26 protein-coding genes and 1 tRNA gene are annotated in these 25,570 nt (G+C 58.6%); 7 read left to right on the forward strand and 20 right to left on the reverse strand.

All coding sequences use genetic code 11. The features are described from left to right. The gene (locus FHT97_RS01715; protein ID WP_183859450.1) at positions 1-576 is read left to right on the forward strand and encodes a hypothetical protein; all 576 of its coding nucleotides are present in this window, start codon (positions 1-3) and stop codon (positions 574-576) included. A gap of 11 nt (positions 577-587) precedes the next feature. On the opposite strand, the gene FHT97_RS01720 is transcribed toward FHT97_RS01715, so the two are convergent. Further along, the gene (locus FHT97_RS01720) at positions 588-1,103 is read right to left on the reverse strand and encodes a superoxide dismutase family protein (RefSeq protein WP_183859452.1); all 516 of its coding nucleotides are present in this window, start codon (positions 1,101-1,103) and stop codon (positions 588-590) included. A 123-nt stretch (positions 1,104-1,226) separates the two neighbouring features. Further along, positions 1,227-1,535 carry a hypothetical protein gene (locus FHT97_RS01725; protein ID WP_183751638.1) on the reverse strand — a complete coding sequence of 103 codons (309 nt, stop codon included), beginning with the start codon at positions 1,533-1,535 and terminating at the stop codon, positions 1,227-1,229. Positions 1,536-1,992: 457 nt separating this feature from the next. On the opposite strand from FHT97_RS01725, the gene FHT97_RS01730 reads away from it, so the two are divergent. The 3 genes from FHT97_RS01730 (at position 1,993) to FHT97_RS01740 (ending at position 5,449) form a co-directional block, all read left to right on the forward strand. Beyond that, positions 1,993-3,870 carry an EAL domain-containing protein gene (locus FHT97_RS01730; protein WP_183859454.1) on the forward strand — a complete coding sequence of 626 codons (1,878 nt, stop codon included), beginning with the start codon at positions 1,993-1,995 and terminating at the stop codon, positions 3,868-3,870. Positions 3,871-3,940: 70 nt separating this feature from the next. Further along, a complete protein-coding gene (locus FHT97_RS01735) occupies positions 3,941-4,585 on the forward strand; it encodes an HD domain-containing protein (RefSeq protein WP_183859456.1) in 645 nt (214 codons plus the stop codon). A gap of 9 nt (positions 4,586-4,594) precedes the next feature. Further along, complete coding sequence (locus tag FHT97_RS01740) at positions 4,595-5,449, forward strand: MOSC domain-containing protein (protein ID WP_183859457.1); 855 nt, start codon at positions 4,595-4,597, stop codon at positions 5,447-5,449. Here FHT97_RS01740 and FHT97_RS01745 read toward each other — a convergent pair. From FHT97_RS01745 to rpoZ, 12 genes are all read right to left on the reverse strand, one after another. Beyond that, entirely contained in the window at positions 5,446-6,447 is a 1,002-nt protein-coding gene (locus FHT97_RS01745) for an aldo/keto reductase (protein ID WP_183859459.1), read from the reverse strand. The two genes, FHT97_RS01740 and FHT97_RS01745, sit on opposite strands and share 4 nt — an antisense overlap. A gap of 108 nt (positions 6,448-6,555) precedes the next feature. Continuing rightward, positions 6,556-7,314, reverse strand: coding sequence for a DNA repair protein RecO (gene recO / locus FHT97_RS01750; RefSeq protein WP_183859461.1), 759 nt, complete (start codon positions 7,312-7,314; stop codon positions 6,556-6,558). Between the two features lie 68 nt (positions 7,315-7,382). Beyond that, positions 7,383-7,745, reverse strand: a complete 363-nt coding sequence (locus FHT97_RS01755; RefSeq protein WP_183751650.1) for a response regulator — start codon at positions 7,743-7,745, stop codon at positions 7,383-7,385. A gap of 224 nt (positions 7,746-7,969) precedes the next feature. Beyond that, positions 7,970-8,722 (reverse strand): Crp/Fnr family transcriptional regulator, encoded by a 753-nt coding sequence (locus tag FHT97_RS01760; RefSeq protein WP_183751652.1) that lies wholly within the window; start codon positions 8,720-8,722, stop codon positions 7,970-7,972. 133 nt (positions 8,723-8,855) lie between these two features. Continuing rightward, positions 8,856-9,794 carry a GTPase Era gene (gene era / locus FHT97_RS01765; RefSeq protein WP_019279736.1) on the reverse strand — a complete coding sequence of 313 codons (939 nt, stop codon included), beginning with the start codon at positions 9,792-9,794 and terminating at the stop codon, positions 8,856-8,858. Positions 9,795-9,802: 8 nt separating this feature from the next. After that, on the reverse strand, positions 9,803-10,522 hold the full coding sequence (rnc, locus tag FHT97_RS01770; protein WP_016553382.1) for a ribonuclease III: 720 nt from the start codon (positions 10,520-10,522) through the stop codon (positions 9,803-9,805). Beyond that, positions 10,519-11,262 carry a signal peptidase I gene (gene lepB, locus FHT97_RS01775; RefSeq protein WP_183751654.1) on the reverse strand — a complete coding sequence of 248 codons (744 nt, stop codon included), beginning with the start codon at positions 11,260-11,262 and terminating at the stop codon, positions 10,519-10,521. The genes rnc and lepB overlap by 4 nt, the downstream gene beginning before the upstream one ends. A 115-nt stretch (positions 11,263-11,377) precedes the next feature. Beyond that, entirely contained in the window at positions 11,378-11,782 is a 405-nt protein-coding gene (gene acpS, locus FHT97_RS01780) for a holo-ACP synthase (protein ID WP_183859463.1), read from the reverse strand. Then, positions 11,779-12,363, reverse strand: a complete 585-nt coding sequence (locus FHT97_RS01785; RefSeq protein WP_183751656.1) for a DUF2062 domain-containing protein — start codon at positions 12,361-12,363, stop codon at positions 11,779-11,781. Before FHT97_RS01785 ends, acpS begins: the two co-directional genes overlap by 4 nt. A 141-nt stretch (positions 12,364-12,504) precedes the next feature. After that, positions 12,505-12,654, reverse strand: a complete 150-nt coding sequence (locus FHT97_RS01790) for a DUF3563 family protein (protein WP_065814341.1) — start codon at positions 12,652-12,654, stop codon at positions 12,505-12,507. 164 nt (positions 12,655-12,818) lie between these two features. Continuing rightward, the gene (locus FHT97_RS01795) at positions 12,819-15,062 is read right to left on the reverse strand and encodes a bifunctional (p)ppGpp synthetase/guanosine-3',5'-bis(diphosphate) 3'-pyrophosphohydrolase (protein WP_183859465.1); all 2,244 of its coding nucleotides are present in this window, start codon (positions 15,060-15,062) and stop codon (positions 12,819-12,821) included. A 100-nt stretch (positions 15,063-15,162) separates the two neighbouring features. Continuing rightward, entirely contained in the window at positions 15,163-15,567 is a 405-nt protein-coding gene (gene rpoZ / locus FHT97_RS01800) for a DNA-directed RNA polymerase subunit omega (RefSeq protein WP_016553376.1), read from the reverse strand. Positions 15,568-15,853: 286 nt separating this feature from the next. Between rpoZ and FHT97_RS01805 the strand changes: the two genes are divergently transcribed. Then, positions 15,854-16,438, forward strand: coding sequence for an NYN domain-containing protein (locus FHT97_RS01805; RefSeq protein ID WP_016553375.1), 585 nt, complete (start codon positions 15,854-15,856; stop codon positions 16,436-16,438). 46 nt (positions 16,439-16,484) lie between these two features. On the opposite strand, the gene smpB is transcribed toward FHT97_RS01805, so the two are convergent. Together smpB and dapA are read right to left on the reverse strand one after the other, a co-directional pair. Next, complete coding sequence (gene smpB / locus FHT97_RS01810) at positions 16,485-16,964, reverse strand: SsrA-binding protein SmpB (protein ID WP_025659866.1); 480 nt, start codon at positions 16,962-16,964, stop codon at positions 16,485-16,487. A gap of 103 nt (positions 16,965-17,067) precedes the next feature. Then, positions 17,068-17,952, reverse strand: coding sequence for a 4-hydroxy-tetrahydrodipicolinate synthase (dapA, locus tag FHT97_RS01815; RefSeq protein ID WP_183859467.1), 885 nt, complete (start codon positions 17,950-17,952; stop codon positions 17,068-17,070). 213 nt (positions 17,953-18,165) lie between these two features. On the opposite strand from dapA, the gene FHT97_RS01820 reads away from it, so the two are divergent. Both FHT97_RS01820 and FHT97_RS01825 read left to right on the forward strand, forming a co-directional pair. Continuing rightward, a complete protein-coding gene (locus tag FHT97_RS01820) occupies positions 18,166-20,232 on the forward strand; it encodes a transglycosylase SLT domain-containing protein (RefSeq protein ID WP_183859469.1) in 2,067 nt (688 codons plus the stop codon). Between the two features lie 56 nt (positions 20,233-20,288). Next, complete coding sequence (locus FHT97_RS01825) at positions 20,289-21,179, forward strand: alpha/beta hydrolase (RefSeq protein ID WP_183859471.1); 891 nt, start codon at positions 20,289-20,291, stop codon at positions 21,177-21,179. 91 nt (positions 21,180-21,270) lie between these two features. On the opposite strand, the gene FHT97_RS01830 is transcribed toward FHT97_RS01825, so the two are convergent. From FHT97_RS01830 to FHT97_RS01845, 4 genes are all read right to left on the reverse strand, one after another. After that, positions 21,271-22,311: a porin gene (locus tag FHT97_RS01830; protein WP_183859472.1), complete on the reverse strand. Its 1,041-nt coding sequence runs from the start codon at positions 22,309-22,311 to the stop codon at positions 21,271-21,273. A 561-nt stretch (positions 22,312-22,872) separates the two neighbouring features. Next, a tRNA-Ser gene (locus FHT97_RS01835) sits at positions 22,873-22,962 on the reverse strand. An 81-nt stretch (positions 22,963-23,043) separates the two neighbouring features. After that, positions 23,044-24,261: an FAD-dependent oxidoreductase gene (locus tag FHT97_RS01840; RefSeq protein WP_183859474.1), complete on the reverse strand. Its 1,218-nt coding sequence runs from the start codon at positions 24,259-24,261 to the stop codon at positions 23,044-23,046. 83 nt (positions 24,262-24,344) lie between these two features. Further along, complete coding sequence (locus tag FHT97_RS01845) at positions 24,345-25,460, reverse strand: Gfo/Idh/MocA family oxidoreductase (protein ID WP_183859476.1); 1,116 nt, start codon at positions 25,458-25,460, stop codon at positions 24,345-24,347. Positions 25,461-25,570 lie beyond the last annotated feature (110 nt).

Here is a 25,570-nt window from a genome sequence, read left to right on the forward strand (position 1 = left end):
ATGCCGCTGCAGAACTATCGCGATACGTTTATAAGCTGCTTGGCCACTCTCAAGAGCCTGACAGGCGCGTCGGATGAATATGTCCGTTTTCGCTGGCAGGCGATCTATCTCACGCGGGACCGATTTTCCTATTTTTTCCGCGGGGATCTCGATGGTGTCAAGACGAGCTTCTTTGGCCAGCAGATGGACGTGACAAACGGCGCCATCTGCTCGGTTCCGACACGTTCGATCGCCCTCTATGGAGCGACATTCGGTTTGAATGAGACTATCACGGTCTACGATGGGCCTCAGAGATCAGTCATCGACGTTGCGCATGCATTCAGCGAAGAAGGCGTTGAAGATTACCAGGCCGAGTTCTTCTACGTGAAGATGAGCTTGCTGCACGCGACCGATGACAGCCGAGCGGGATTGGGCGATGATCCCCTTCTGCGTGAGAATACCAATATCATATTCGTGGGGCTCGAAGATCGCGCGACTGCCGATCTGCTCGAAGGGAGCGGCGTCGGGCGATTGATGGCGACTGACAAGCCTATGGCATCAAGCGATTGGTATGCCGAGCGATATTACTATCGCTGAGTCGGTACGAATTACTTGATGACGCCACAGGCGAGGCGCTCACCTGCGTCCCCCGCAGGTTGGCTGCGATAATCATCGGAATTGGAGTGAACGATAAGCGCTCGACCGCGAATGCCGTCGGTCTTGCCGTCGAGGGTGACCATGCTGTCAAAAATTTGCGCCCGCAGAACACCGTCCTGGTCCACATACTGGTTCGGCATGTCTCCGGCATGAGGTCCTTTTGCGGATAACAAGCCGTGTTCGGCATTGGTGGGATTGAAGTGTTTTCCGGCTGACTCGTGATGGCCGGCAGCATCACAATTGCCGGTCTCGTGGACGTGGAAGGCAACCCATTTGTTGGCGGGCAGTTCAGTCACCTCTACTTCGATCAGCACACCGCCGTTTGCCGCGGTCGTCAGCGTCGCCCGGCCGCTTGCTTTCCCGTCCTTGTCAACAAAGTCGGCGGTGGCAGTTTGCTTCTCCTGAGCCATTGCCACCGACGAGACGTATATGAACGCCAGAGCGGCGATCGAGAGTGTTGTTTTCATTGGAGCTTCCTTCCGTGCGTCGTCGTTTCCAACGTGTGAGGCACGAAGCTGTTCCTGAAACGGCAACAAAGAAAAAGCCGGCCTTAGCGGCCGGCTCTGCAAATTTCAGCGTGCACAACGTGATCAGATGTCGAGATCATACTGACCGTAGGTGCTCTTATAGAGATCGGATGAAGCGCTCTGCTGGGACTGCGGATAAAAGTTGACGCTACCGCTCTCGCGCGTGCCCATCATGAACGCAAGCACGCTATCCGACAGCTTGGGCGCGAATTCCTGGCTGCCACCTTCTTCGCCGAGCTGCTTCAGAATGCCCGGCTTCTCATCAGCCGCCCGCTCGCCACGGCTCAACACGCCATCGCCGTTTGTGTCCAGCCGCGACAATGTCGCAAGGTATGCGTAGGACGTATCACTAACCGATGAAACTTGGCTCATACAAACCTCCACTCACCGCCGTTTCGGTGATGTTTGTACGCAATACGAAATGGGGAAATTGAAAGACTAAGCGGTCGTTAAACTGATTTGCGCACTGCGTCAATAAGCTGTTAACACGCCATTAACTATGATTGACAAAGTGTGATCTTCCAGCATCGGTTGCCCGGGCCCTACGTTCAATTCGCCTGGTTCTGAAGGCAATACGACAACATCCACTCAAATATAGTGCCCACGATATATTCGTTTGCGGTGCAATAGAATTTTAATGCGACCGAGGGATTATCTCCTCCACGGTGCGCTGCGCCACGTGAGTTTTTAAATTGCCCAGACAATAGTTTTTCGATTGCTTCAAAAGGTTCTTTCATGTCTGACGCGCAGCGTCGCAATTGCAGGCTAGTAGGCGACTCTCAGGATTCCGCTCAACGGCTTTTCTCTCCCGAAATCGAGATTGCCGCATATGGATGCTGAGACCCTCTTCCGGCAGCAATGTACGAGCGCTGTCGGCGGGGACGGCTCTGCAAACGCTGAGCGTCTGGTGGATCTCGTTGTCGAGACGTATCGGCTGCAGGCAGGAAAAGCGCGGGCGACCGAGCATCGATTTCAGCGGCTGAGCCACGACACCGACAGACTGAAAGGCACGCTTGCCGAAACGACGGCAAAACTCACGGAACAGCGACGCCTCTTTCAGATCGTACTCGACAACCTGCCAGAAGGGCTGAGCGTCTTTGACGCAGAACAACGCCTGATCGTCTGCAACACGCGCTTCCGACAGCTTTTCGGGTTCAGCGCTGATGGCGCATCGCCCGGGGCCTCCATGGGATGGCTGATTGGGAAGGTTCGCGGCACCGAGCGAGTCGAGCAAAAGGTTTCCCGTTTGCGTGACGCCAGCCCGCAGGGCGGACACATCCGTCACCGCGAATGGATGATGGATGACGGACGGACGATCCGGAGCGTTATCACCGTTCTGCCCGATGGCAGCAACATTTCCATCCACGCAGACATCACCGAGGAGCGCCGGGCGGCCGAACGGATCGCCTACCTTGCTCATCACGATCCGCTGACTGGGCTTCCAAACCGCATCAGCCTCAGGGAACGCATCGACGCAGCACTGCTCGGCCGCAAACCGGACGAACAGATCGCACTCGTACACCTCAATCTTGACCGCTTCAAATCGATCAACAACACCCTCGGCGTTTCGGCCGGAGACAAGATCCTGCGGCAGGTCGCCGAGCGCATCCGCATGTCGGCAGGCGCCGGCAACGTCTTGGCGCGCCTCGGCTCCGACGAATTCGCGATTTTGCAATCCGGCCGCCAGCAGCCATGGAATGTCACGGCTCTTGCCGATCAAATCCGGCGGGAACTGTCGGAACCGTTCTTCCGGGGCGAGAAGGCCGTCGAGCTCAGCGTGTCGATGGGTATCGCCATCAGTTCACAAGATGGAACGGAGACCGATATCCTGCTGAAGCATGCCGGGGTCGCACTGTCGCACGCCAAGAGCAGCGGCGGAAAGGGCGAGCGCTTTTTCACCGCCGACATGGAAGCGCAAATCGAGGCGCGGCATGCACTGGAAGCGGATTTGCGAAAGGCCGTCGAGCGCGAGGAATTCGAGCTCCACTATCAGCCGCTCTACGACCTCAGCCAGCAACGTATCTGCGGGTTCGAGGCGCTCGTGCGGTGGAACCACCCGACGCGCGGTCGGGTGCCGCCGCTGGAATTCATCCCCCTCGCCGAAGAGGTCGGTCTCGTGGTCGACATTGGCCGCTGGGTGCTGCGCCGCGCGTGCCGCGATGCCGTTTACTGGCCTGAGGATATCAAGGTCGCGGTCAACGTATCGGCCATTCAATTCACGGACAGTGACCTCCCAAGCGACGTCGCGGCAGCCCTTGCTGAAGCCGGGCTTGCGGCCGGTCGCTTGGAAATCGAGATCACCGAAAGCGTGCTGATGGAAAATCTCGATGAGGCTCTGCCGATCCTGCACGTGCTCAAGCAAAGCGGCATTCGCATCGGCATGGACGATTTTGGCACCGGCTATTCGTCCCTCAGCTATCTCCGGCGGTTTCCGTTCGACAAGATCAAGATCGACAAGTCGTTCGTCAACGGCATCGTCGAAGACAAGGAAGCCTTTGCGATCATGCGCGCCATCATTCTTCTCGGTGACGCGCTCGGCATGCGCGTAACGGTGGAGGGGGTAGAAACGGCCGAGCAAATGGCCTTACTTCGGTCTGAAGCGTGCGATGAAATCCAAGGCTATCACATCAGCCCGCCACGGCCTGCCGTTGAGGTCCCTTACCTGCTGTCACAGCTGCCGGAACACGAAAGGTTCAAGGCGAGCTGAACGGCAGCTCGTTGCGACTCTTGGTTCCGGCGTTTATGGAAGGACACCATTCTTCCAACACGGTGATCCCATGTTCCAGGCCAAGGCCTTCGCTCCTTTTGAAAAGCTTGCCAGCGATCTCGTGATCCACTCGTCAGAAGGCGACGACGGTTCGCATGACATTGCGCATGTGCTGCGGGTCTTCAAGAACGCAATGCGGATCCAGGCTCTCGAGGGTGGTGATGCGAGAATCCTTGCTGCCGCCGTCCTCCTGCATGACTGCGTCGCCGTGGAAAAGAACTCCCCTATGCGATCGAAGGCCTCTCTGCTGGCGGCAGAGAAGGCATCGGCCGTTCTCGCTGAGCTTGACTGGGACGGCGACGACATCGCAGCCGTGGCGCACGCCATTGTCACGCATAGCTTCTCGGCCAACGTTGCGCCAGAAACACTGGAGGCGAAAATACTGCAGGATGCCGACCGGCTGGATGCAATAGGTATGATCGGGGCTGGTCGCTGCTTCTACATCGGTGGCCGAATGTCATCGGCACTCTACGATCCATTCGATCCTTCCGGCAGCAATCGCCAACTGGACGACAAGCGCTTCGTCATCGACCACTTTCAGACCAAACTGTTCAAACTGGCCGATGGCTTTCAAACTAAGGCCGGACGCGCGCTTGCGGCAGAGCGCGATCAACGGCTACGCGACTTCCTCGCGGCATTCATGGACGAAATCTAGGAGCACTTGATGCGCATTACCGATCTTTTCATCTATCCGCTCAAGAGCACCCGAGGCATCGCGCTGGAGTCGTCAGAGATCGATGCATTTGGGCTTCCGGGCGACCGGCGTGCGATGATCACCGACAGGGACGGACACTTCATCACGCAACGCGAATTGCCGGACCTCGCTCGCATCGGTGTTCAGGCCGGGCCTTCGCAGCTCCATCTCAGCATGGGCGACAAGCAGATGGTTGCGCTGATCCCTATGGCCGCGAAGCGGATGGATGTTTCGATCTGGAAGTCCATCGTCAATGCCGCAGTTGCCGACGACGCCAGCAATCACCAACTCTCGGAATGGCTTGGTCGAGATGTGAAGCTGGTCTTCTTCGATCAGGATGCCAAGCGTTCCGCCAGCGCAGAATGGGCCGGCGAAGGCACGCCGGTCACGTTCGCCGATGGCTACCAGATCCTGGTGACGACAACCGGCTCCCTGCGGGCGCTGAATGCCGACCTGGAGACACACGGCGAAGGCCGCGTCGGCATGGAGCGGTTCCGGCCCAATATCGTGGTCGATACGGAAGAGGCTTGGAAGGAGGACCGTTGGGCGGCGATCGAAATCGGCGGCATTCGTTTTGATCTGGTCAAACCCTGTGCGCGTTGCATCATGACGACGCAGGACCAATCGACCGGATCGCGCGACGTTCCGAATCCGATGCCGGCCATGGGTCGCATTCGGATGTCAGCGGACCGGCGCGTACCCGGCCCGCTCTTTGGTTGGAATGTCACCCCGCGCGGAACCGGCAGGATCACGGTTGGCGATACAGTCAGAGTTGTCGAAGAAAGACCCGAGGGTTGGACCTTCAAGGTGCGCAACCGCGCCTAAGTCCGAAGCTGAGCAAGAGTCTCGTCGATTTCCGTCATCACCGCAGCAGGTAGCGGGCCTGCGGCCAGCGCGCCGGCATTCTCTTCAACCTGGGCGACGGTTCGGAAGCCCGGGATCGGCAAAGTTCGGGACGAGCGCGCCCACAGCCACGCCAGCGCGCCCTGCGTGAGCGTTCGACCGCCCGACTTCAGCAGCTCGCGCACCGCCTCAAGTCTCGCGGCGAACTCCGGCGCGATGCGCCCATCCTTGAAATAGATCATCCAATCCAGGCTCGCTCCGCGAACATCCTTGTCACCGACCTTCGTGTCGGCGCTGAATTTTCCGCTGAGCAATCCCATCGCCAGCGGCCCGCGGTTGATCGAGATCAGTCCATGCCGCTCGATCACCGAGATCATATCCGGCACCGGCTCGAAGACGTTCATCGTGTGCTGGACAGAAACGAAGCCAGGACGCGCTGCATGTCGCGCAGCCCGATCGCGATAGTCGGTACTCCAGCCAAAGGCGTCGACCTTACCTTCACTGCGCAGTTTCTCCAGCGTTTCGAAGACGTCATCCGACTGCTCGAGCGGAAAGTCGTTCAAGTGGAACTGGAGCAGATCGAGACGATCCCTCTTCAGCCGACGCAGCGATGTTTCCGCCGACCGCCTGATAAAGTCGGCGTCGGCAAAGGCCCCAGTTGCCTGCTTCGTCTCAGGATTGGTTGCGAAACCGAACTTGGTCGCAACGACAACGTCGCTGCGGTTGCCGATCGCCTCCCCAAGAACCTCCTCGGAATGCCCAGCGCCGTAGTTCGAGGCCGTATCAAAGAAACGAATGCCGAGCTCGATTGCACGATGAATGGCAGCGATGGATTCCTTGTCATCGACCTCGCCCCAGCCAAGCGGCGTATCGCCAGCATAGAACGGCCCTCCGATCGCCCAGCAGCCCATGCCCAGGCGCGGGATTTCATTGCCGTTCCAAAGATTTATTGTGGTCGTCGTATCGGGTTTGGTCAGCATGGCCTACTCCTCCAATCGCTGGGCTGTATGCGATCGACATAGGAAGATGTCCGAGGCGCGTAAAGCGCCTGCGCTGCACGACATTTTTCAAACATGAAAAACCGTCGATCAGGCCGGCAAGCCGTCCTTTGCGGAGGCGGCTTTTAGCGCCTTCAGAGCCGCCTGTACGAAGCCTTCGCGCGCCGCTGCCGCCTCCACGCCACGCGGCTCATAGACATGGCGATGCAGAAAGAATGCCGTCAACCGGAACGCGGCATTGAGGCTGTCGATGTCGGCCGCACGGTTCTGCTCGCTATTGAGGAACGGGGGCAGCAGCAGCATCTTGTCAGCCCACGGTGCACCCGCAGCCCGACTGACCGCCCTGCCCGACTTCGGCGACACGTAGGCGAGGTCGGAACGCGTGCCGGTCGCGGCACATTCGGTCAGATCGAGGCCAAAACCAAGGTCGTTCAGCACAGCGAGTTCGAAGCGAACGAAGAGTTCGCCTGCGTCGGCCGGATTGTGGAGATTGTCGAGGATGACCTCGAGAGCTTCGAACAGGTGCGGATGCGGATCGCGTTCCGGCAACAAGCGTAGCAACGCGCCCATCGCCTGCACGCCATAGACGGCGGTTGCCGTTTCCATCAAGCGCGCGGCCCGCAACGTCAACGGTTCGACTCGAAATTCGCCAAGGTGCTCGTCGAGACGGGCTCGCCACGTGACCTCGACCTCGTTCCCAGCCTGGAGCACAGGCTGCATGGCCCGCGACCGGCCGGAGCGGACCATTCCGAGATGGCGTCCGCGCTCGCGCGTCATCACCTCGGCAATAACGCTGTTCTCGCCGTGGCGCTTGACGCCCAAGATGATTGCTCGGTCGTGCCACTGCATCGGAAACGAACCCTGAACTCTACGATTCGATCCTACCGCAACACCGACGCCCTGTCATGAAAAGGCGCTCAGGCGTCCGCCGGGAACAATTTCTGAAGGAAGTCGCGCATCGCCGACTCGCCAAACGGCTTGACGAGCAGCGGCACGTTCCGGAGGTCTTCGGGAAAGTCCTTCGTATCTGAATAGCCGCTCACAAAGCCGAAGGGAATGTTCACGCGCGACAGATGGCGCGCGAAATCGAAGCTCATGACCTCACCAAGGTTGACGTCCAGCAGTGCGAAATCGAAAGCCTCGGTCTTGGTCACCTCCATCGCCTGCTCGAGGCCGCTGACGATACTAATCGTCTCGACACCCACCTGACGAAGGATATCCTCCGCCTCCATAGCGATGATCAAACTGTCCTCAAGGACCAGAACACGGTTTGCCTTCATACCCAATACGCCCCTTGCTGAGTGTCGCCTAAGACGCTCGGCCCCTGCATTTTCCGGATTTCCACCTCTGACGCCCCATATCCGACGACTATCTACCGCTTAACTTGCATAGCCGCTTTTTCGTTTCGGGTCGATAAAAAGCAAGCAGGAAGAAAGATGGCATGGATGACCTTAGGTCCATGTCTCGCAGCATGCATTTAAAAAAGACATAGCGCCCGCATGCATTATATGAACGGCCGGACTTTTTCTCCAAGCCCTTCCCACCCAGCGGCGGCAAGCAGCCCTTCGCCATCAAGCACCTCGCAGGCACGCTCCTGCCAGCGGATCAAATTTCGATTTGATAATTTTTTCAATGTTTTATTCGTGTGAACGATCGATAAGCCGAGCGTATCCGCCACATGCTGTTGGGTAATCGGGATCGAGGCATTTTTGGTGAGAAGCTTTAGTCGCCTTGCCCGCTCGAACAGGAATGCAATGAGGTAGGCTGCGCGCTCGAGGGCTGTCCGGCGGCCGATGCTCAAGAGATGTTCATCAAGCATTCGCTCTTCCTGGGCCGCGATCCAGGTAATGTCGAAGGCGAGCGAAGGATGCTTGTTGTAAAGAGCCATTAGTTTGTCGCGTTCGAAGACGCACAGGGACACAGGCGATAACGCTTCGACTGAGTGCTGCATTTCACCCATGATCGTCCCCTGCAGACCGATCAGATCGCCCGGCATTATATAGTTCAGGATCTGCCGGCGCCCGTCTTCCAGCGTTTTATAGCGGAAGCCCCAGCCGGAGAGAACCGTGAAGAGATGAGCGCTATGGGCGCCCTCGACGAGGATTGTCGCGCCGGCGTCAGCAGCCAGTTCGCCTCGCTTGAACTTAGAAACGAAATCCAGCTCTTCGCCACTGAATTCCCGGAACGTCGGGTCGGCACGCAGCGGACACTGCTCGCACGGTGTTTTGAACGAGTGAGTGGCGCGCGGGGTTGCCATAGAGGCCCTTGTGCTCGATGACGAAAGCCGCCGGCAATGGCGGCGCGTTCATATAAGAACACGCAAACCCCAGGGTTGTTCCATACGCGACCGAATTTTTGCCGCAGAAACAACGCTGTAGAAGCTGTTTTCGCTACTTCGGGAAATCCAGCCCCATTTCGCGGAAGCGCTCGGGATCATCGCCCCAGTTTTCGCGAACCTTCACGAACAGGAACAGATGGACCGGCTGCTCGAGAATTTCGGAAAGCTCTCGGCGTGATGCAGAAGAGATGGCCTTGATCGTTTCGCCGCCCTTGCCGAGCGCGATCTTCTTCTGACTGTCGCGCTCGACGTAGATGACCTGCTCGATGCGAACCGAGCCGTCCTTGCGTTCTTCCCACTTCTCCGTCTCGACATGCGACGAATAGGGAAGTTCTTGGTGCAGGCGAAGGAACAGCTTCTCGCGGGTGATCTCAGCCGCAAGCTGGCGCATGGGGAGATCGGAAATCTGGTCTTCGGGGTAATACCATGGCCCTTCCGGCAGCGTCTTTGCCAGATAATCCATGACGTCTTCGCAACCGGACCCGTTCTCGGCCGAGATCATGAAGGTTTGCGTGAAGGTGACCTTCTCGTTGGCGGCTGCCGCCAGCGCCAACAGATCTTCGCGCTTGACCCGGTCGATCTTGTTCAGGACGAGGATCTTCGGCTGATGCACCTCCTTGAGGCCCTCAAGAATGGCTTCCGCGTCACCGCGCAAACCGCGCTCGCTGTCGATCAGCAGCATGATGAGGTCGGCATCTTTGGCGCCACCCCAGGCCGACGTGACCATCGCGCGATCGAGCCGCCGGCGCGGTTTGAAAATACCTGGCGTGTCCATGAACACGACCTGGGCATTGTCGTGGATCGCGATGCCCCGGACGATCGCACGCGTCGTCTGCACCTTGTGGCTGACGATGGAGACCTTTGCGCCGACCAAACGGTTCACCAGTGTCGACTTGCCGGCATTCGTCGGACCGATCAGGGCAACGAAGCCCGACCGTGTCGCACCCGCAGTTTCAGCGGAGCCGTCCGCCATTTCGTGTTCTTCTGTCATCTGTCCCGTCAGTTTCCGGCAGAGGATTTCTGCCAAATGCCTTCGCGCTCCAGCATTCGCGTGGCTGCGACCTGCTCCGCGGCCCGCTTTGAGCGTTCAATTCCCGTTTCGGGCTGAACACCGGCGACCTCCACAGTAACCGTGAAGCGTGGATCATGATCCGGTCCGCTGCGTTCATCAACCCGGTAGATCGGCGTGACGCCGAATTTGGCATGCGACCACTCCTGCAGTTCGGTCTTCGCGTCGCGCCGCGCACCGTCGGCGCGTGCTGCCCGCTTCTCCCAGAACTTCAGGATAAAGCGCCGCGCGACCTCAAGGCCGCCGTCGAGGTAGATCGCCGCGATGAGACTCTCGACCACGTCGGCCCGGACATTCATCATGCGCTTTCCGGTCAGCTTCTTGACGTCAGCGCCGGTGCGAATGAAGTAGTGCAGACCGAGCTCATCGGCGACTTCGGCGCAGGTATCGGCACTGACGAGCTGATTGAGACGGACCGAGAGCTCGCCCTCGGTTGCCGCGCCGAATGTGCGGAAGAGCAATTCGGCGACGCAGAGGCCAAGCACCCTGTCGCCAAGAAACTCCAGCCTCTCGTAGTTCCCGCCTTTTTGCGTGCGGGCACTCGCATGCGTCAAAGCCCGATCCAGCCGCTCCTTCTCGGCGAACTGATGACCGATCAGGGCTTCAAGCCGTGTCCGATCCGCCGCCGAGAGCGTCTGCGCCTTACTCATTCAACGCCCTTGAAGAGACGATCCCAGCGCATGTTCGTCGGCCACTTCCAGATTTCGCGGAACGATGTGTCGTTGCCGAGCGAGAAGAAGATGACGCTGGCGCGACCGACCAGATTTTCCGCCGGCACAAAGCCGACATCGAAGCGGCTGTCGAGCGAATTGTCGCGATTGTCGCCCATCATGAAGTAGTGACCTTCCGGAACGATGAACTCGCGCGTGTTGTCGCCACGGGAAACCGGAGACTGGTCGAGCGTGTCGTAGGTAACGCCATTGTCCAGCGTCTCGCGGAAGACGGGCACATCCTGGCCCGGATCTTGAGCATAGTCGGAATTGAAAGTGCCGTCCGGCACCTTCGGAACCGCCGTGCCGTTCACGTAGAGAACACCTTCCCGGACCTGAATATGATCACCGGGAAGGCCGACCAGCCGCTTGATGTAATCAACTTCGGGATTCGGCGGGAAGCGGAAGACAACGATGTCGCCGCGTTTCGGTTCACTCGCGAAGATGCGACCGCTGAACAGGTTCGGGGAAAAAGGCAGCGAGTACTTCGAATAGCCGTAGGCGAACTTGTTGACGAAAATGTAGTCGCCGACAAGCAGGGTCGGCATCATGGAGCCGGACGGAATGGTGAACGGCTGAAAAAACACCGTTCGGATAACCATCGCCAAAATCAGCGCCTGTGCGATGACCTTGATGTTTTCCCAAAGGGCGTTCGGCTTGGTTTCGACTTTTTCGGACACGCAGTCTTATTCCTTCAACGCGCCAATAACGACGCAACTCTTGTTTGCTTCTCTCTAGCGGCTTCGGCCGATTGCGGCAATGGCGCCAACATTAAAAGCGACTCTACGTCGCTGATCAGACGCTATCCGGCAGCGCTTCGATAATGACGAAAGCCTGCGCCAAGGGATAATCATCCGTTATCGTCAAATGAATGGCAGCCCTGTGGCCGGCCGGCAGCATCGATTGCAGCATCTCTGCCGCGCCGCCCGTGAGCTTCATCGTCGGCTTGCCGCTTGGCAGGTTCACGACACCGAGATCCCTCCAGAACACGCCTTGCGCCATGCCGGTTCCAAGGGCCTTGGAGCATGCCTCCTTGGCGGCAAAACGCTTGGCATAGGAGGCCGCCCGATTGGCACGCCGATCGGACTTCGCTCGCTCGATCTCGGTAAAGCAGCGATTGGTGAAGCGCTCGCCGAAGCGCTCGAGGGACCTCTCGACGCGCCTGATATCGATGAGATCGCTGCCGATGCCGATGATCATACGGTTTCCTGCACTGGATGTGACAAACGAATGCGGGCACGCGTCATCAGCCGTTCGCGGCGGCGCGTCTGGAAGCCCTTCACGGCGTAGAAGGTTCCGAAATACACGATGACAGAGGTCAAAAGTGCAGGCGGAATGGAGCCGACAAGCATCGGCTCGAGAACGGGTCGCCAGAGTTCGCTGAAATGCAGTTCGTGGAACAGCGCGCCGAGGTCGATCGATTGCCCCGGCATTGCGTCGTGACGCGCAAGCAGCAGGTGACCTATCTCCCAGGTCGCTCCCCAGATGAATGGGTAGGTCAGCGGATTGCCGAAAGCGGCGCAACCGAGCGCCGCAGCGACCATATTGCCGGAGAAGAAGTAACTGAGCACGAAGGCCATGACGAAGTGGACGCCAATAAAGGGCGTCCAGGACACGAAGATTCCTGCGGCGACACCCATCGCGACGGCGTGCGGCGACGCCGTCAAGCGGAGAACACGCATCGTGAGGTAGCGGAGCGGCCGCAAGAATCCCTTACGGGGCCACAGCAACTCACGGACCTTTTCACGAAATCCGGCAGGTTTTCTACGTCTGAACAACATGGCGCGTATGTAGTGCACGCCGCACCGGCGTGACAAGAGCGCCAGACCATCTCAGTCAATATTTGATCATCGCAGACTGAGCATTCACCAGGGGCGCGATATGCGATACGCCCCCTCCGTTCTTCAAGTATAGGCTCGGTATTACCGGATGCGGAACAGGCCGCGATCAACCTGACGCTGACGATATTCAAGATCGATACGGTCGAAAGAGCCGTTCAGGTAAGCCATTTCACGTTCTTCAGCAGTCGGCGCACGCAGTGCACGGGCGATCTTCTTGATCGGTGTAAACATTTCTTTGCCTCATCTTCTGTTCAATTTTCCGATGACTGGAAGATAGGCGCACGCGGCCGTGATTACCAACGCTCTAACATAGGCGCAGCCATGCGCCTATCGCATACCTAGCCCTATATCCGTGCGATTTCCGTCACGAAACGATCACAAAATGTGCAACAGCCTTATTCGTAAAGCCGACGAACGGTTGCGACGCACTCCAGTTCCTTTAGCTGGGCGAGCAGCTGGTTAAGCTGCCGTAGATCCCATACCTCGACGTCGAGTGTCATTTCGGTGAAGTCGGTTGCGACGCGGACGGTATTGAACACCCGGATATTGACGTCGACACCGGCAACGGTCTGGGCGAGTTTCGCCAAAGTACCGGGCTCGTTCAACGCATTGACCATGATGCGCGCCATGAAACGCGACTTGTTGGCCTCGTCGAGATCCCAGCGCACGTCGATCCAACGGTCCGGCTGATCGTCAAAACGCTGCAGCGTCGGAGACTGGATCGGGTAGATCGTGATGGCGTTCCCCTTCTCCGTGACGTTCATGATCCCGACGATACGGTCACCGGGGACAGCGCCGGTCGGAGCGAACTGCACCTCGACATTGCTGGAGATGCCGCGGATCGGCATCGCATCCATATCGATGTCCGCTTTGACATCTGCGCCGTCGATGGCCGACTTGGGCTTGCCCGGGATCTTGAAGATCATGCCTGAGGCGCTGCGAACATTGAACCATCCGTCGTCGCCGCTCGGCTTGGCCGTCACACGCTCCTCCAGATGATCAGGATAGACCGCACGCAGCACGTCCAGTGACGACATCTCGCCACGACCGACTGCCGCGATGGCATCTTCGACGTCTTTCTGCCCCAGGCGATGGAGCGCGGGCTTCATCGCTTCGCGCGAAAAGATCTTTCCGGCTCGGTCAAACGTCCGCTCCAGAATGCGATGGCCAAGACCGGCATACTGTTTGCGGATAGCCAATCGCGTGGCGCGACGGATCGCCGCCCTCGCCTTGCCCGTTACGACGATCTCTTCCCAGGCTGCCGGCGGCACCTGGACGCCGGAACGAATGATCTCGACCTCGTCGCCGTTCGCCAAACGGGTCACGAGCGGCATGATGCGACCATTGATCTTAGCGCCGACGGTCGTGTCGCCAATATTGGTGTGAACCGCATAGGCGAAGTCGATCGGCGTCGCGCCACGCGGAAGCGCGATCAGCTTGCCCTTTGGGGTGAAGCAGAAGACCTGATCCTGGAACAACTCAAGCTTGGTATGCTCAAGAAACTCTTCAGGACTATCCCCTTCTGCGAGTGCCTCGATCGTATGGCGCAGCCAGGAATAGGCATTGGATTCACGCGAAAGGATATCGTTGTCTGAGGTCGAGGCGGCGTCCTTGTAGAGCGTGTGGGCAGCAATACCGAACTCTGCAATCTCATGCATGCGCCTGGTGCGGATCTGCAGCTCGATGCGCTGGCTGGACGGACCAACGATCGTCGTGTGCAGCGAACGGTAGTCGTTCTGCTTCGGTGTCGAGATGTAGTCCTTGAAGCGGCCGGGGACCACGCGCCAGCGGGTGTGAACGATACCCAGCCCCCGATAGCAGGCAGGAATATCGTCAACGATGATGCGGAAACCGTAGACATCCGAAAGCTGCTCGAAGGACAGCGACTTCGACTGCATTTTGCGAAACACGGAGTACGGCTTCTTCTGACGCCCCTTGACGATCGCGCCGGTCATCCCGTTGGCAACGAGCAGATCGCCCAGTTCGGTCTCGATCTTCTTGACCAGACCTTCGTTGCGCTTCGAGAGTTCCTCCAGCCGCCCGGTGACAGTCTCGTAGGCTTCCGGGTTGATATGGCGGAATGAGAGGTCTTCCAGTTCCTCGCGCATGTCCTGCATACCCATGCGTCCGGCCAGCGGCGCATAGATATCCATCGTCTCCTCGGAAATGCGGGCGCGCTTTTCCGGCGACATGTGATCCAGTGTGCGCATATTGTGCAGGCGGTCGGCGAGCTTAACGAGAAGCACACGCACATCGTCGGAAATGGCCAGCAACAGCTTGCGCAGGTTTTCAGCCTGCTTGGCCTTCTTGGTGACGAGATCGAGCTTCTTGATCTTCGTCAGTCCCTCGACCAGTCGCCCGATGTCCTCCCCGAAGAGCTCATCGATCTCGGCGCGGGTTGCCGTCGTATCCTCAATGGTGTCGTGAAGCAGCGCAACCGCGATGGTCGACTCGTCAAGGTGCATGTCTGTCAGGATGGCGGCAACTTCCAGCGGATGCGAAATATAGGGATCGCCGCTCGCACGCTTCTGTTGTCCATGCTTTTGCATTGCATAGACGTAGGCCTTGTTCAGCAGTGCTTCGTTGGCATCGGGCTTGTATTTCTGAACCCGCTCCACGAGCTCGTACTGCCGCATCATCCCGAAACCGCTCCATTAAAAAAGAAAAGCGCGCCAATCACGGATTGGCGCACATGATATGCAATAATATGCCGAAGCTATAATGGTGCAAGGTTGACGATTAGTAATCGTCGCTCTTTTCCGGCGGCACCAGGCCTTCGATACCAGCCAGAAGCTCTTCTTCCGACATTTGGTCGAAGGTAATCGTTTCCGGCAGGTCTTCCTGCTCTTCGCTGTCTGCCGCGGCAACGCCGCCGGCTGCGATGAGGCTCGCCGGATCGGGCTCTGGCTCGTCGATTTCGACGTGCTTCTGCAGCGAATGGATCAGATCTTCCTTCAGATCATCCGGAGACAGCGTCTCGTCAGCAATTTCGCGAAGCGCCACAACCGGGTTCTTGTCGTTGTCACGATCGATTGTGATCGAAGCGCCCTGGGAAATCAGCCGGGCACGGTGGCTGGCAAGCAGAACCAACTCGAAGCGGTTCTCAACTTTATCGATGCAATCTTCAACGGTGACACGGGCCATTGCCTGTCCTTTGCGGTCGTGATCTCGGGATTAACACGCCCGATACAATTAAAACCGGGCAAATTCAAGTTTTCATTGCGCAAAGCCCCAACTCACAACGCCAACGAATTTTGGATGCAAAGCGGGTTTCCACCAAAAGTTGCTTGGAATATCGCGAATCGTGCCCTAAATCTTTCTTATATGAATAGTTCATAAAGTAAGAATTGTTCCAAGCGATCGCATAACCCGTTGTTTTTTTGGGTTTCTGACGAAAGCATTAAGATTGCTCACATTGGATTGGTACGCGATGTTTGATCCACGCGAAAAAATTGCTCTTTTTATCGATGGCGCCAATCTCTACGCTGCGTCCAAAAGTCTGGGTTTCGATATCGACTACCGCAAGCTGTTGAAGGCATTTCAGAAACGCGGCTATCTCCTGCGCGCCTACTACTATACGGCTCTGATCGAAGATCAGGAATACTCCTCCATTCGCCCGCTGATCGATTGGCTCGACTACAACGGCTATAAGGTCGTCACCAAGCCGGCCAAAGAGTTCACGGATTCGATGGGACGCCGAAAGATCAAGGGCAACATGGATATCGAGCTGGCGATCGATGCCATGGAGCAATCGGAAACCGTCGATCATCTCGTCATCTTCTCCGGCGACGGCGACTTCACGACGCTTGTCGAGGCACTTCAGCGCAAGGGCCGCAAGGTCTCGGTCATCTCGACGATGGCAACGCAACCGCCGATGATTGCCGATGACCTGCGCAGGCAGGCCGATCACTTCATCGATCTTCTGTCGTTGAAGAACGAAATCGGACGCGATCCTTCGGAGCGGCCACCGCGGCCTACGACCGAACCTGCGGCACCAACCGACCTGGACGCCTAAATTCGAGCGTTCAGTGTCGTCTTCAAGGCAGATGCTCGGATTCCGATTAGCCGTTGTCCTTGAGAAGACGGCTCTTCTGCCTGTTCCAATCGCGCTCTTTCTCGGACTCGCGCTTGTCGTGGAGCTTCTTGCCCTTGGCGAGCGCCAATTCCATTTTCGCGCGGCCGCGGTCGTTGAAATAGATCTTCAACGGAATCAAGGTCATGCCCTCGCGGTTGATGCCGGCGCGCAGCCGGTTGATCTCGCGGCCGGAGAGCAGCAGTTTGCGGCGCCGACGCGGCTCGTGATTGAAGCGGTTTGCCTGCAGATATTCAGGTAGGTAGGAATTGATCAGCCAGATCTCGCCATCTTCGTCGGAAGCATAGGATTCGGCGATATTGGCCTTCCCCTCGCGCAACGACTTGACCTCGGTGCCCTTGAGCACGAGGCCGGCTTCGTAAGTGTCGATGATCTCGTAGTTGAAGCGCGCCTTGCGGTTTTCCGCCACGATCTTCTTGACCACGCGCTCGCTGCCTTTGGGCGCCATAACACATTCCAAAATGCTCGAGGGCGCGACGACCGCGCCCTTCTCTCTTGCCTTTATGTAGGGGAACATCGGCTGCCTGTGAAGGCAGGCCGAGCAGCTTGCCTCAGTTCAGCAAGCCGGCATGGCGCATGGCGGCATCGATCGCTGCTTCGGTGGCGGGTTCCAGCGTCGAAATCAGCGGCGAACGCACGTTGCGGCTCATTCTTCCCAACTTTGCGAGGCCATATTTCGCCCCGCAGAGACCGGGTTCCAGGAAAATCGCCTTGTGCAAAGGCATCAGACGATCCTGGTATTCCAACGCCTTGGCATAGCTGCCGGCAAGCGTCGCGGCCTGAAACTCGGCGCAAAGGCGCGGCGCGACGTTGGCCGTCACCGAGATGCAACCGACGCCACCGTGGGCATTGAAGCCAAGCGCCGTCGCATCCTCACCCGACAATTGTCTGAATTCCTTGCCGCAGCTAAGGCGCTGCTCGGACACGCGCTCGATCTTGCCGGTGGCGTCCTTGACTCCAACGATATTGGAGTGCGCCTTGGCAAGTGCGCCCATCGTTTCCGGCGTCATATCGATCACGGAACGGCCGGGGATATTGTAGATATAGATCGGCAGCTTCACCGCCTCGGCGATTGCCGAAAAATGTGCGATCAGACCCTTCTGCGTAGGCTTGTTGTAGTAAGGCGTAACCACGAGGATCGCATCCGCGCCCGCCTTCTCGGCATGCTGGGCAAGTTCCATTGCTTCGCGCGTATTGTTCGAACCAGCGCCGGCCATCACAGGCACGCGCTTGGCCGCAGCCTCGATGCAAAGTTCCACCACCCGCTTGTGCTCGGCATGCGACAACGTCGGAGATTCGCCGGTCGTGCCGACCGGAACGAGACCGCTGCTGCCTTCTTTGATCTGCCAGTCGACGTGGCTCGCGAACGAGGCCTCATCCACCTGGCCAGCATCAGTGAAGGGAGTGACGAGAGCGGGAATGGATCCCTGGAACATGCAGAACTCCTCATGGCCGACTTCACGCTTCGGCCGCATTCCTTGAATATTGGTGGGGCACCATAGTGCGGTGAAATCGTCGCGACAAGCGCGCAGGGATCGGTTTAGGGCAAATTCCGATAGCAAATGTGAACGAAGTTTACTGGCTTCAGTAAGCTTTCGTTAAGATGGCTCCCGCCAAATGGTTGGGCGTGTTTTCATTGCGAGAGTCCCATGAAGAGAGCAGTCCTGATCCTGTCCGCCCTCGGCTTTACCGCCGCCGCGTGGAGCAGCCTGGCGTCTTCGCTTCCGAATGAGGCCGTGCCCGTTCCCGATGTAAAGCCGATAGGTTTCGTTCCGCAGACGTCGGTACCGGAATCAATCATCACCGGCTCGATTCCGCGCAGCCAGGCACCGATCAACAGCGACCTGAAATCCGGGCTGGACGCGCTTTCGGATAACAATCCCGCGCAGGCGATTTCCATTCGTGACCGCATGGGAAGCGGGACGCTTGACCGGCACATTCTGACTTGGGCAATCGCGGTCTCGGGGCAGAAGGGTATTCCCTCCTCGGAAATTGCCGCCGCCGCCCAGGAGTTGCAAGGATGGCCGGGGCTTGCGAAGCTACGGGCCTATTCCGAGCGTGCCATCTACGACGAAAACCCTGCCCCTGGCTCCGTTTTGGCTGCTTTCGGGCAGACTGCGCCCGAGACGACGTCCGGCGCGATGATCCTGTCTCGGGCACTCGTCGCCACCGGCAAGCAGAGCCAGGCAGCAAAGTACATCCGGAAGGTCTGGCGCGGCGAGACACTCGACAAGCCGACTGAAGACAAGATTCTCGCAGAATTCGCCAGCCTGCTGACACCAGCCGATCATAAGGCGCGAATGGACTACCTGATGTATCGCAATCGCGCGGCGCAGGCCAAGCGCTTTGGTGATATGGGGCAGGCTCAGTCGCTCTACAAAGCTTGGGCGGCTGTCATGAACAAGGCGCCCAACGCCGGTGCACTTCTCACCGCTGTCGACGGCCAGTGGAAAGGCGACGCCGGCTACCTTTTCGCACGCATCGAATACCTGCGAAAACAGGACAAATATGCGGAAGCCGCCAAGCTATTGCAAAAGGCCCCCCGCAATCGGGACGAACTGGTCAATGCCGGCGAGTGGTGGAACGAACAACGGATCGTCAGCCGCGGCCTCGTCGATCAAGGGGAATTCAAGGCCGCTTACGGGATTGTTGCCAACTACACTGCAACAACACCGACCGACATCGTTGAGGCGGAGTTCCATGCGGGCTGGTACGCTCTGCGGGGCCTACAGGACGCGGCGGCAGCACAGGCGCATTTCCGCCAGATCCTCGATTTTTCCAATGGACCGATTTCGGTGTCTCGCGCCTGGTACTGGATGGGACGGTCCGCCGAGGCCGGCGGACCTGGAAAGGCATCCGAATTCTATGCCAAGGCCGCCAGCTATCCGACGACCTTTTATGGGCAACTGGCCAGCGACAAGCTCGGCCGCAAGACACTGAATGTGACCTACCCATCACCCACCCAGGCCGACCGGCAACGCTATCTTGAACGCGAAGCGGTACAGGCCATCGCCCGCCTTGACGCGGCCGGCCATGGGTGGCGGGCGAAGAGCCTTTATCTCGCGCTCGCCGAGCAACTGCAGAGCCCCGGCGAACTTTCGGTTTTGAGTGCGCAGGCGGAACGTTCAGGCGACCACCATCTGTCGCTGCAGGTCGGCAAGATCGCCTATTCGCGCGGCGTCGATGTCGCAGCGCTTGCCTTCCCTCTCGGTGTCATTCCGACGAACGCCAACATTTCCGGTTCCGGCAAAGCACTCGCGTACGCGATCGCCCGGCAGGAGAGCGCTTTCGACCCGGCCGCGGTTTCGGCCGCGGACGCTCGCGGGCTTTTGCAGATATTGCCGGGAACCGCGAAGGCCGTCGCTAAGCGCCACAGCATCGCCTATTCCAAGGACCGACTGACAGCCGACGCCGGCTACAATGCGACGCTCGGGGCACATTATCTCGGCGAGCAGATCGACGCCTTTGGCGGTTCCTATATCATGACGTTCATAGCCTATAACGCCGGTCCCAAGCGTGTGCCTGAATGGATCGGCCGCTACGGCGACCCACGCGGCCAATCGATCGACACCATTGTCGATTGGATCGAGCGGATCCCCTTCCCCGAAACCCGCAACTATGTACAGCGGGTGATTGAGAATTACGAAGTTTACAAGGTGCGGTTGGGTCAGCCGAGCGACATCGTCCGCGACCTGACCTACGGCCGTTCCTCCTGATTGGCGGATATCGTCGGCCTCGCTAAGCTGAGCCTGAGACAGCAGGAGTAGCGAGCGTGGAACCAGCAGCAAACGATGGCTTTCGAGCGATAACCTACAAGAGTGATGACGGGCTGACGCTGTACGCCCGAGATTATGGTGGCCCAGAGATAGCGGACCGGCTGCCGGTGATCTGCCTGCCCGGACTGACAAGGAATTCGCGTGATTTTCACAGCCTAGCGCTGTTGCTGTCGACCGACGCCGAGACTCCGAGACGGGTCATTGCGATCGACTATCGTGGGCGAGGCCACTCCGATTGGGACGCCAACAAGGCGAACTATAATCTCGGCGTCGAAGCGCGCGATGTCATCTCGGCCTGCCAGCATCTCAAGATCGAGCGCGGAATCTTCATCGGGACCTCGCGCGGCGGGCTGATTCTCCATCTGCTGGCGCAAATGAAGCCAGAGCTCATTGCAGCGGTCATCCTCAACGATATCGGACCGAAAATTGAAGCCAACGGCCTCAAGCGCATCCGCGATTATCTCAATTCCGCCACACCACCGCACTCCTGGGCCGAGGCGGTCGCCTTCCTCAAGGCCTGCCATAGCAGATACTTCCCTACCCTGCAGGAGGAGGACTGGCGCGGGATGGCCACAGCAATCTATCGGGATATCAACGGGAAGCCGGTGGCGGACTTCGATCCAGCCATCGCCACACAGTTGCTGGCCATCGATTTCGCTCAGCCACTGCCGGATCTCTGGCCGTATTTCGATGAACTGGCCGCGGTGCCGATACTCGTCGTCAAAGGAGAACACTCGGATCTCATTGCTGACAAAACGGTCGATGAGATGAAAGCCCGGTGTTCGTCTCTTTCGACGCTGGAGGCACTCGGCCAAGGCCACGCGCCATTGCTGCATCTTGAATCAGTGTTTCCGCGGACAAGGCTTTTCATCTCGGATGTGCCTTAGTTCTGAGCCAGTTCACTTGAGCGGCATCCAGAAACACAAAAAAGCCCGGCTCGAAAGCCGGGCTCTCCTGATTGACCGAGGTCAGACCAGATTAGAATGCACGCTGCAGACGGAAGTAACCAGACGTCTGATCGTCGATGTTGTCGCCGTCGAGGTACTGGACCGAAGCCTTGGCGTAGAAGTTGTCGGTGATCTGGTAATCAACCGTCAGACCAACCTTCCAAGCGTCGTCGCTGGAGAAGTCGTTCGAGGCGCCGTCGTCTTCGTTGTAGTTGAAGAAGTATTCAGCACCGGGAGTGATCTTCAGCTTGTCAGTCGCCTGGATGGCGTACTCAGCTGCGATCGCCCACTCAGAGGCGTCGTAGTAGGAGTTCTGGCCAGATGCCCAGACAGCTGCGAGGCCGAGCGTGCCCGGACCAACTGCAACCGTACCCATTGCACGGATCGCACCTTCTTCGTTGTCGGTGTCATAGCCACCGATAACCTGGTAGGTGAAGGCGCCAGCCTTGCCGCCGAGGCCGAGAGCAACACCAACGTTGTTCGGCTGCTCAGAACCGTCGTCCGGATAGTGGCCGTCTTCCAGTTCGTCAACCGAGATACCAGCGTAGAAGTCGCCAGACTCATACTGATAACGGATGGAGTTGTGCAGCGTTTCGTGGCTTGCGAGAACGTCGGTTTCGCCCGAGAGGCCGTCATCCCACCAGCTGTAGAACAGACCAGCGCGGAAGCCAGCGATGTCGATGTAAGCCGAGTCGAGGATCGCGTTCTGGAAGCGAGCAGAGTCGCCATTGTGCTGCAGAACGATCACGCCGGTGAGCGGACCATACTCGGTATCGCTCTTGGCCGTGAACTGAACCTGACCGCGGGTGAACGCATCCCAGTCAGACGTACCACCGAGGATGGTGTCGTCGGAACGATCGCGGGAAACGTCAACCTGGAAACGGATGTAACCTTCGATCTTCAGGCAGGTTTCCGTGCCCGGGATGTAGAAGTAGCCAGTGCCGTAAGCGTCGCAGACGCGAACGTATTCAACCGGTTCCGGCTCAGCAGCAACGATAGCGTCAGCAGCCTGAGCACCGGAAACTACTGCGAGAGCAGCAGCGGAGCCGAGAAGAAGGCTCTTGATGTTCATATTGACCTCCAATTCAAAGTTTCGATCGGGTCTGGGTTTTTCGCCGTTAGAGCAGCGTTCCCTGCCCCATCCCCATGTTTCAAGAAGTCGGACGATCAACCGCCCTCGCTTCCGAGGTTGAAAATACAAGACCGGGACTGTCACGCAATCACCAACTTGCCCGTTTGGGGTGTTTGCGACAGCCTTCCCTATGCGCTGTTGCGGAAAGGTCACAAATGCGGCATCCGCCCCTGCCGTTTCTTTATACTTTATTAAGAAACCCCTGATTCTGCGGGAGTTTGGCTGCAATGTGCCGCGGTGCCGGGCTGTGGATTGTGCCACATTGGAACCAGTTTCTCGCCGGATTCGCGTCTTTTGTTGAAGAAGGAGAAGGCCAAGCATCGACGCCCGCCTCAGGCCATGGGCGCAATTGACGAAGAATCAGTTTCCCTGACGAAGGATGATTCTCGGTTCGATTCTGTTGACGCGAGATTCGGCGGGCTAAGCGCGCAGGTGGCAGCGGTCACTACGACAGCGCGCTGCGGGTGATGATGGTCGAAACAGATGGTAGGAAAGTTGTGATGGCGGAGAAGATGGGATTCGAACCCACGATACCCTCTCGGGTATACTCCCTTAGCAGGGGAGCGCCTTCGACCACTCGGCCACCTCTCCGGTGGGAGCCCTGATAGAGTCATTCGACAGGTGACGCAAGCGCTTTTTCGGCTTTTTCACCTGATGCCGGGGCCGTCGGCCTCAGCTCAGCAGTTGCTTAAGATCGGCAGACGCGTCGGCGATGATCGCCCTGTCGGGATTGATGCCGGATTCCAGCATCTTCTTGCCGCTGACATAGGCCTTGGCATCATTGATCGCATCGACGGCAATGAATGAGCCGTTCTTGAAATACCAGATCGAGTGCGCGCCCTCGCGGGCGCCCGGGCGCAGGACCGTATCGTCGTATCCCATATTGAAGCCGGCGATCTGCAACTTGACGTCATACTGGTCCGACCAGAACCAGGGCTTGGGGTCATATGCTTCGTTACCGCCCGCGATGATGGCGGCGACCGCCTCTGCCTGATCAACGGCGTTCTGCACCGATTCGAGACGAATCCGCCCACCCTGCCACGGGAGAACCGCACAATCGCCGGCGGCAAAAATCGACGGATCGGATGTGCGGGCAAATTCGTCCACGATGATTCCATTGGCGACCTCGAGCCCCGCCTCTTTGGCGAGTTGGTCGTTTGGAACGACACCGATGCCGACGATGACGAAATCCACGTCGATCGTGGATCCGTCGGAGAGCTCCGCCGCGACGACCCTGCCCTCGTGACCTACAAGGTGCTTGAGCCCGGTCTTTTCCCGGATGACAACGTCATGCGTCTCGTGAATCACGCGCATGATATCGGCGGTCTCCTTGGCAGCGACGCGCTGCAGGATTCGGTCGGCCATCTCGATCACGGTGACTTCGAGACCGCGATGGCGGGCGACGGCCGCCGCTTCAAGGCCGATATACCCCCCGCCAATGATGAGCACGCGACGCCCCGGGCGCATCTCCTCGGCCAACAGATCGGCATCGCGCTTATCGCGGGCCACGTAGACGCCTTCGAGATCTCCGCCGATCGCAGCCGGCAGCGCTCGCGGCGTGGATCCGGTCGTCAGTGCCAGTGTACCGTAGTCGAGCACCGAACCGTCCTGCAGGAGCACCTGTTTCTTGTCGCGCACAATCTGCTCTGCCCAGGTGGAAAGCCGGATTTCGACATTATTGTCAGGGTACCAATGCTCCGGCCGGAACAGCAGACGATCGAACGTCATCTCGCCGAGCAGATATTTCTTCGTAAGCGGCGGACGCTGGTAAGGCAGCGCATCTTCGGCACCGATGATGGTGATTGGGCGCGTATCCTTGAGCGCACGCAGTTTCGCGGCCAATGCAAAGCCGGCCTGCCCCGCGCCGATGATCACCAGTCTGTCCGTCACGTTCTCACTCCCAGCCCGCAGCCGCGCGTTCCAGCAAAGGCCTACCCCCTGCCCCCAGCGCCGTCAACCGGAAGGGGTCGACCTCAATCGATCTCGATCCAGCGGCGCTCGTGGAATGACTGTGCCATGGCGTGAACAGACTTCTCTATCCTAAGACCGTCTTCGAATGTCACGATCGACGACGGCTCGCCGGAAATTGCACGGATCAGTTCGCGGCATTCGATGATCTTCAGATCGTTGAAGCCAAGACCATGACCAGGCGCCGGAATGAAGCGGTCGTATGGGCGATGCGCCGGGCCGGCCAGTATCTTGCGGAAGCCCTGTTCTGAGCCGCGGCCCGCCGCCTGATAGATCTCGAACTCGTTCATGCGTTCCTGATCATAGGCGATCGAACCCTTCGAGCCAAAGATCTGCAGCGCGATTCGACCCTTGCGCCCCCAGGCGGCGCGGTTCGCCATCAGGACAGCGGAGATCCCGCCACCAAGTCGCATCAGGACGTTGGCGGCGTCGTGATTCTCGACGTCGCGACGCCCGCCTTCCTTCACCGGACGATCGGCATAAGGCTTCACCATATCGGTAGTGACCGCCTCGACGTGACCGAACAGGTACCAGAGCAGCGACAGCGGATGCACGGCGAAATCATCCAGGGCGCCGTAGCCGGAGGAAAACTCGCTCTTCCAATAGAAGAAGGCGTCGGGATCGGCCATGAAGTCCTCGTCCATTTCGACGCGGATGTGGTTGACGGCGCCGATCGCACCTTCCTCGATCAACGTCTTGATGTGGCGCATGACCGGATTCTGGATGTAGTTGTAGCCGAGAACTGCGACCTTGCCCGCAGCCTTTGCTGTCTTCAGCATGCGCTCGGCATCGGCATATGCCGGCGCCATCGGCTTCTCACACCAGACATGCTTGCCCGCTTCGAGCGCAGCAATTGCCATCTCCGCGTGGAACTGGTTCGGCGTGGTGACCGACACGACGTCGACCTCAGGATCAGCGATCAGCTTGTGCCAATCGGCGGTTGCCTTTTCGAAGCCGAATTCGGAGGCGCGCTTGGCCGCAAGGTCTGCATTGGCCTCGGCCAAATGAATCAGGCGTGGACGCTCGACGTCCCCGAACACCGTCTTCACTGCGTTCCATGCCAATGCGTGGCATTTGCCCATATAGCCGGTGCCGATCAGGCCAATTCCGAGTGGCTTCATCTTGTCTCCTCCGCGTTCCTCGCCGATTTTTTGGAATATTTAGATCATTTTGACAAGCGCCGTTGATGGCCACTTTTCGCCGCACGCTTGGTTTTTTTGACCAAACCCCT

Origin of the sequence: Rhizobium sp. BK399, from assembly GCF_014194695.1 — a bacterium.
GTDB lineage: Bacteria > Pseudomonadota > Alphaproteobacteria > Rhizobiales > Rhizobiaceae > Rhizobium.

Bases quoted from the DNA above. Each gene is read 5' to 3' on its own strand.
- FHT97_RS01745 (WP_183859459.1), bottom strand. From the start codon at position 6,447: ATGCTGACCAAACCCGATACGACGACCACAATAAATCTTTGGAACGGC.
- FHT97_RS01720 (WP_183859452.1), bottom strand. From the start codon at position 1,103: ATGAAAACAACACTCTCGATCGCCGCTCTGGCGTTCATATACGTCTCG.
- recO (WP_183859461.1), bottom strand. From the start codon at position 7,314: ATGCAGTGGCACGACCGAGCAATCATCTTGGGCGTCAAGCGCCACGGC.
- FHT97_RS01760 (WP_183751652.1), bottom strand. From the start codon at position 8,722: ATGGCAACCCCGCGCGCCACTCACTCGTTCAAAACACCGTGCGAGCAG.
- FHT97_RS01820 (WP_183859469.1), top strand. From the start codon at position 18,166: ATGAAGAGAGCAGTCCTGATCCTGTCCGCCCTCGGCTTTACCGCCGCC.
- FHT97_RS01845 (WP_183859476.1), bottom strand. From the start codon at position 25,460: ATGAAGCCACTCGGAATTGGCCTGATCGGCACCGGCTATATGGGCAAA.
- FHT97_RS01795 (WP_183859465.1), bottom strand. From the start codon at position 15,062: ATGATGCGGCAGTACGAGCTCGTGGAGCGGGTTCAGAAATACAAGCCC.
- FHT97_RS01735 (WP_183859456.1), top strand. From the start codon at position 3,941: ATGTTCCAGGCCAAGGCCTTCGCTCCTTTTGAAAAGCTTGCCAGCGAT.
- rpoZ (WP_016553376.1), bottom strand. From the start codon at position 15,567: ATGGCCCGTGTCACCGTTGAAGATTGCATCGATAAAGTTGAGAACCGC.
- smpB (WP_025659866.1), bottom strand. From the start codon at position 16,964: ATGGCGCCCAAAGGCAGCGAGCGCGTGGTCAAGAAGATCGTGGCGGAA.
- era (WP_019279736.1), bottom strand. From the start codon at position 9,794: ATGACAGAAGAACACGAAATGGCGGACGGCTCCGCTGAAACTGCGGGT.
- FHT97_RS01790 (WP_065814341.1), bottom strand. From the start codon at position 12,654: ATGTTTACACCGATCAAGAAGATCGCCCGTGCACTGCGTGCGCCGACT.
- FHT97_RS01740 (WP_183859457.1), top strand. From the start codon at position 4,595: ATGCGCATTACCGATCTTTTCATCTATCCGCTCAAGAGCACCCGAGGC.
- FHT97_RS01730 (WP_183859454.1), top strand. From the start codon at position 1,993: ATGGATGCTGAGACCCTCTTCCGGCAGCAATGTACGAGCGCTGTCGGC.
- FHT97_RS01785 (WP_183751656.1), bottom strand. From the start codon at position 12,363: ATGTTGTTCAGACGTAGAAAACCTGCCGGATTTCGTGAAAAGGTCCGT.
- FHT97_RS01725 (WP_183751638.1), bottom strand. From the start codon at position 1,535: ATGAGCCAAGTTTCATCGGTTAGTGATACGTCCTACGCATACCTTGCG.
- dapA (WP_183859467.1), bottom strand. From the start codon at position 17,952: ATGTTCCAGGGATCCATTCCCGCTCTCGTCACTCCCTTCACTGATGCT.
- FHT97_RS01755 (WP_183751650.1), bottom strand. From the start codon at position 7,745: ATGAAGGCAAACCGTGTTCTGGTCCTTGAGGACAGTTTGATCATCGCT.
- FHT97_RS01715 (WP_183859450.1), top strand. From the start codon at position 1: ATGCCGCTGCAGAACTATCGCGATACGTTTATAAGCTGCTTGGCCACT.
- FHT97_RS01805 (WP_016553375.1), top strand. From the start codon at position 15,854: ATGTTTGATCCACGCGAAAAAATTGCTCTTTTTATCGATGGCGCCAAT.
- rnc (WP_016553382.1), bottom strand. From the start codon at position 10,522: ATGAGTAAGGCGCAGACGCTCTCGGCGGCGGATCGGACACGGCTTGAA.
- acpS (WP_183859463.1), bottom strand. From the start codon at position 11,782: ATGATCATCGGCATCGGCAGCGATCTCATCGATATCAGGCGCGTCGAG.
- FHT97_RS01830 (WP_183859472.1), bottom strand. From the start codon at position 22,311: ATGAACATCAAGAGCCTTCTTCTCGGCTCCGCTGCTGCTCTCGCAGTA.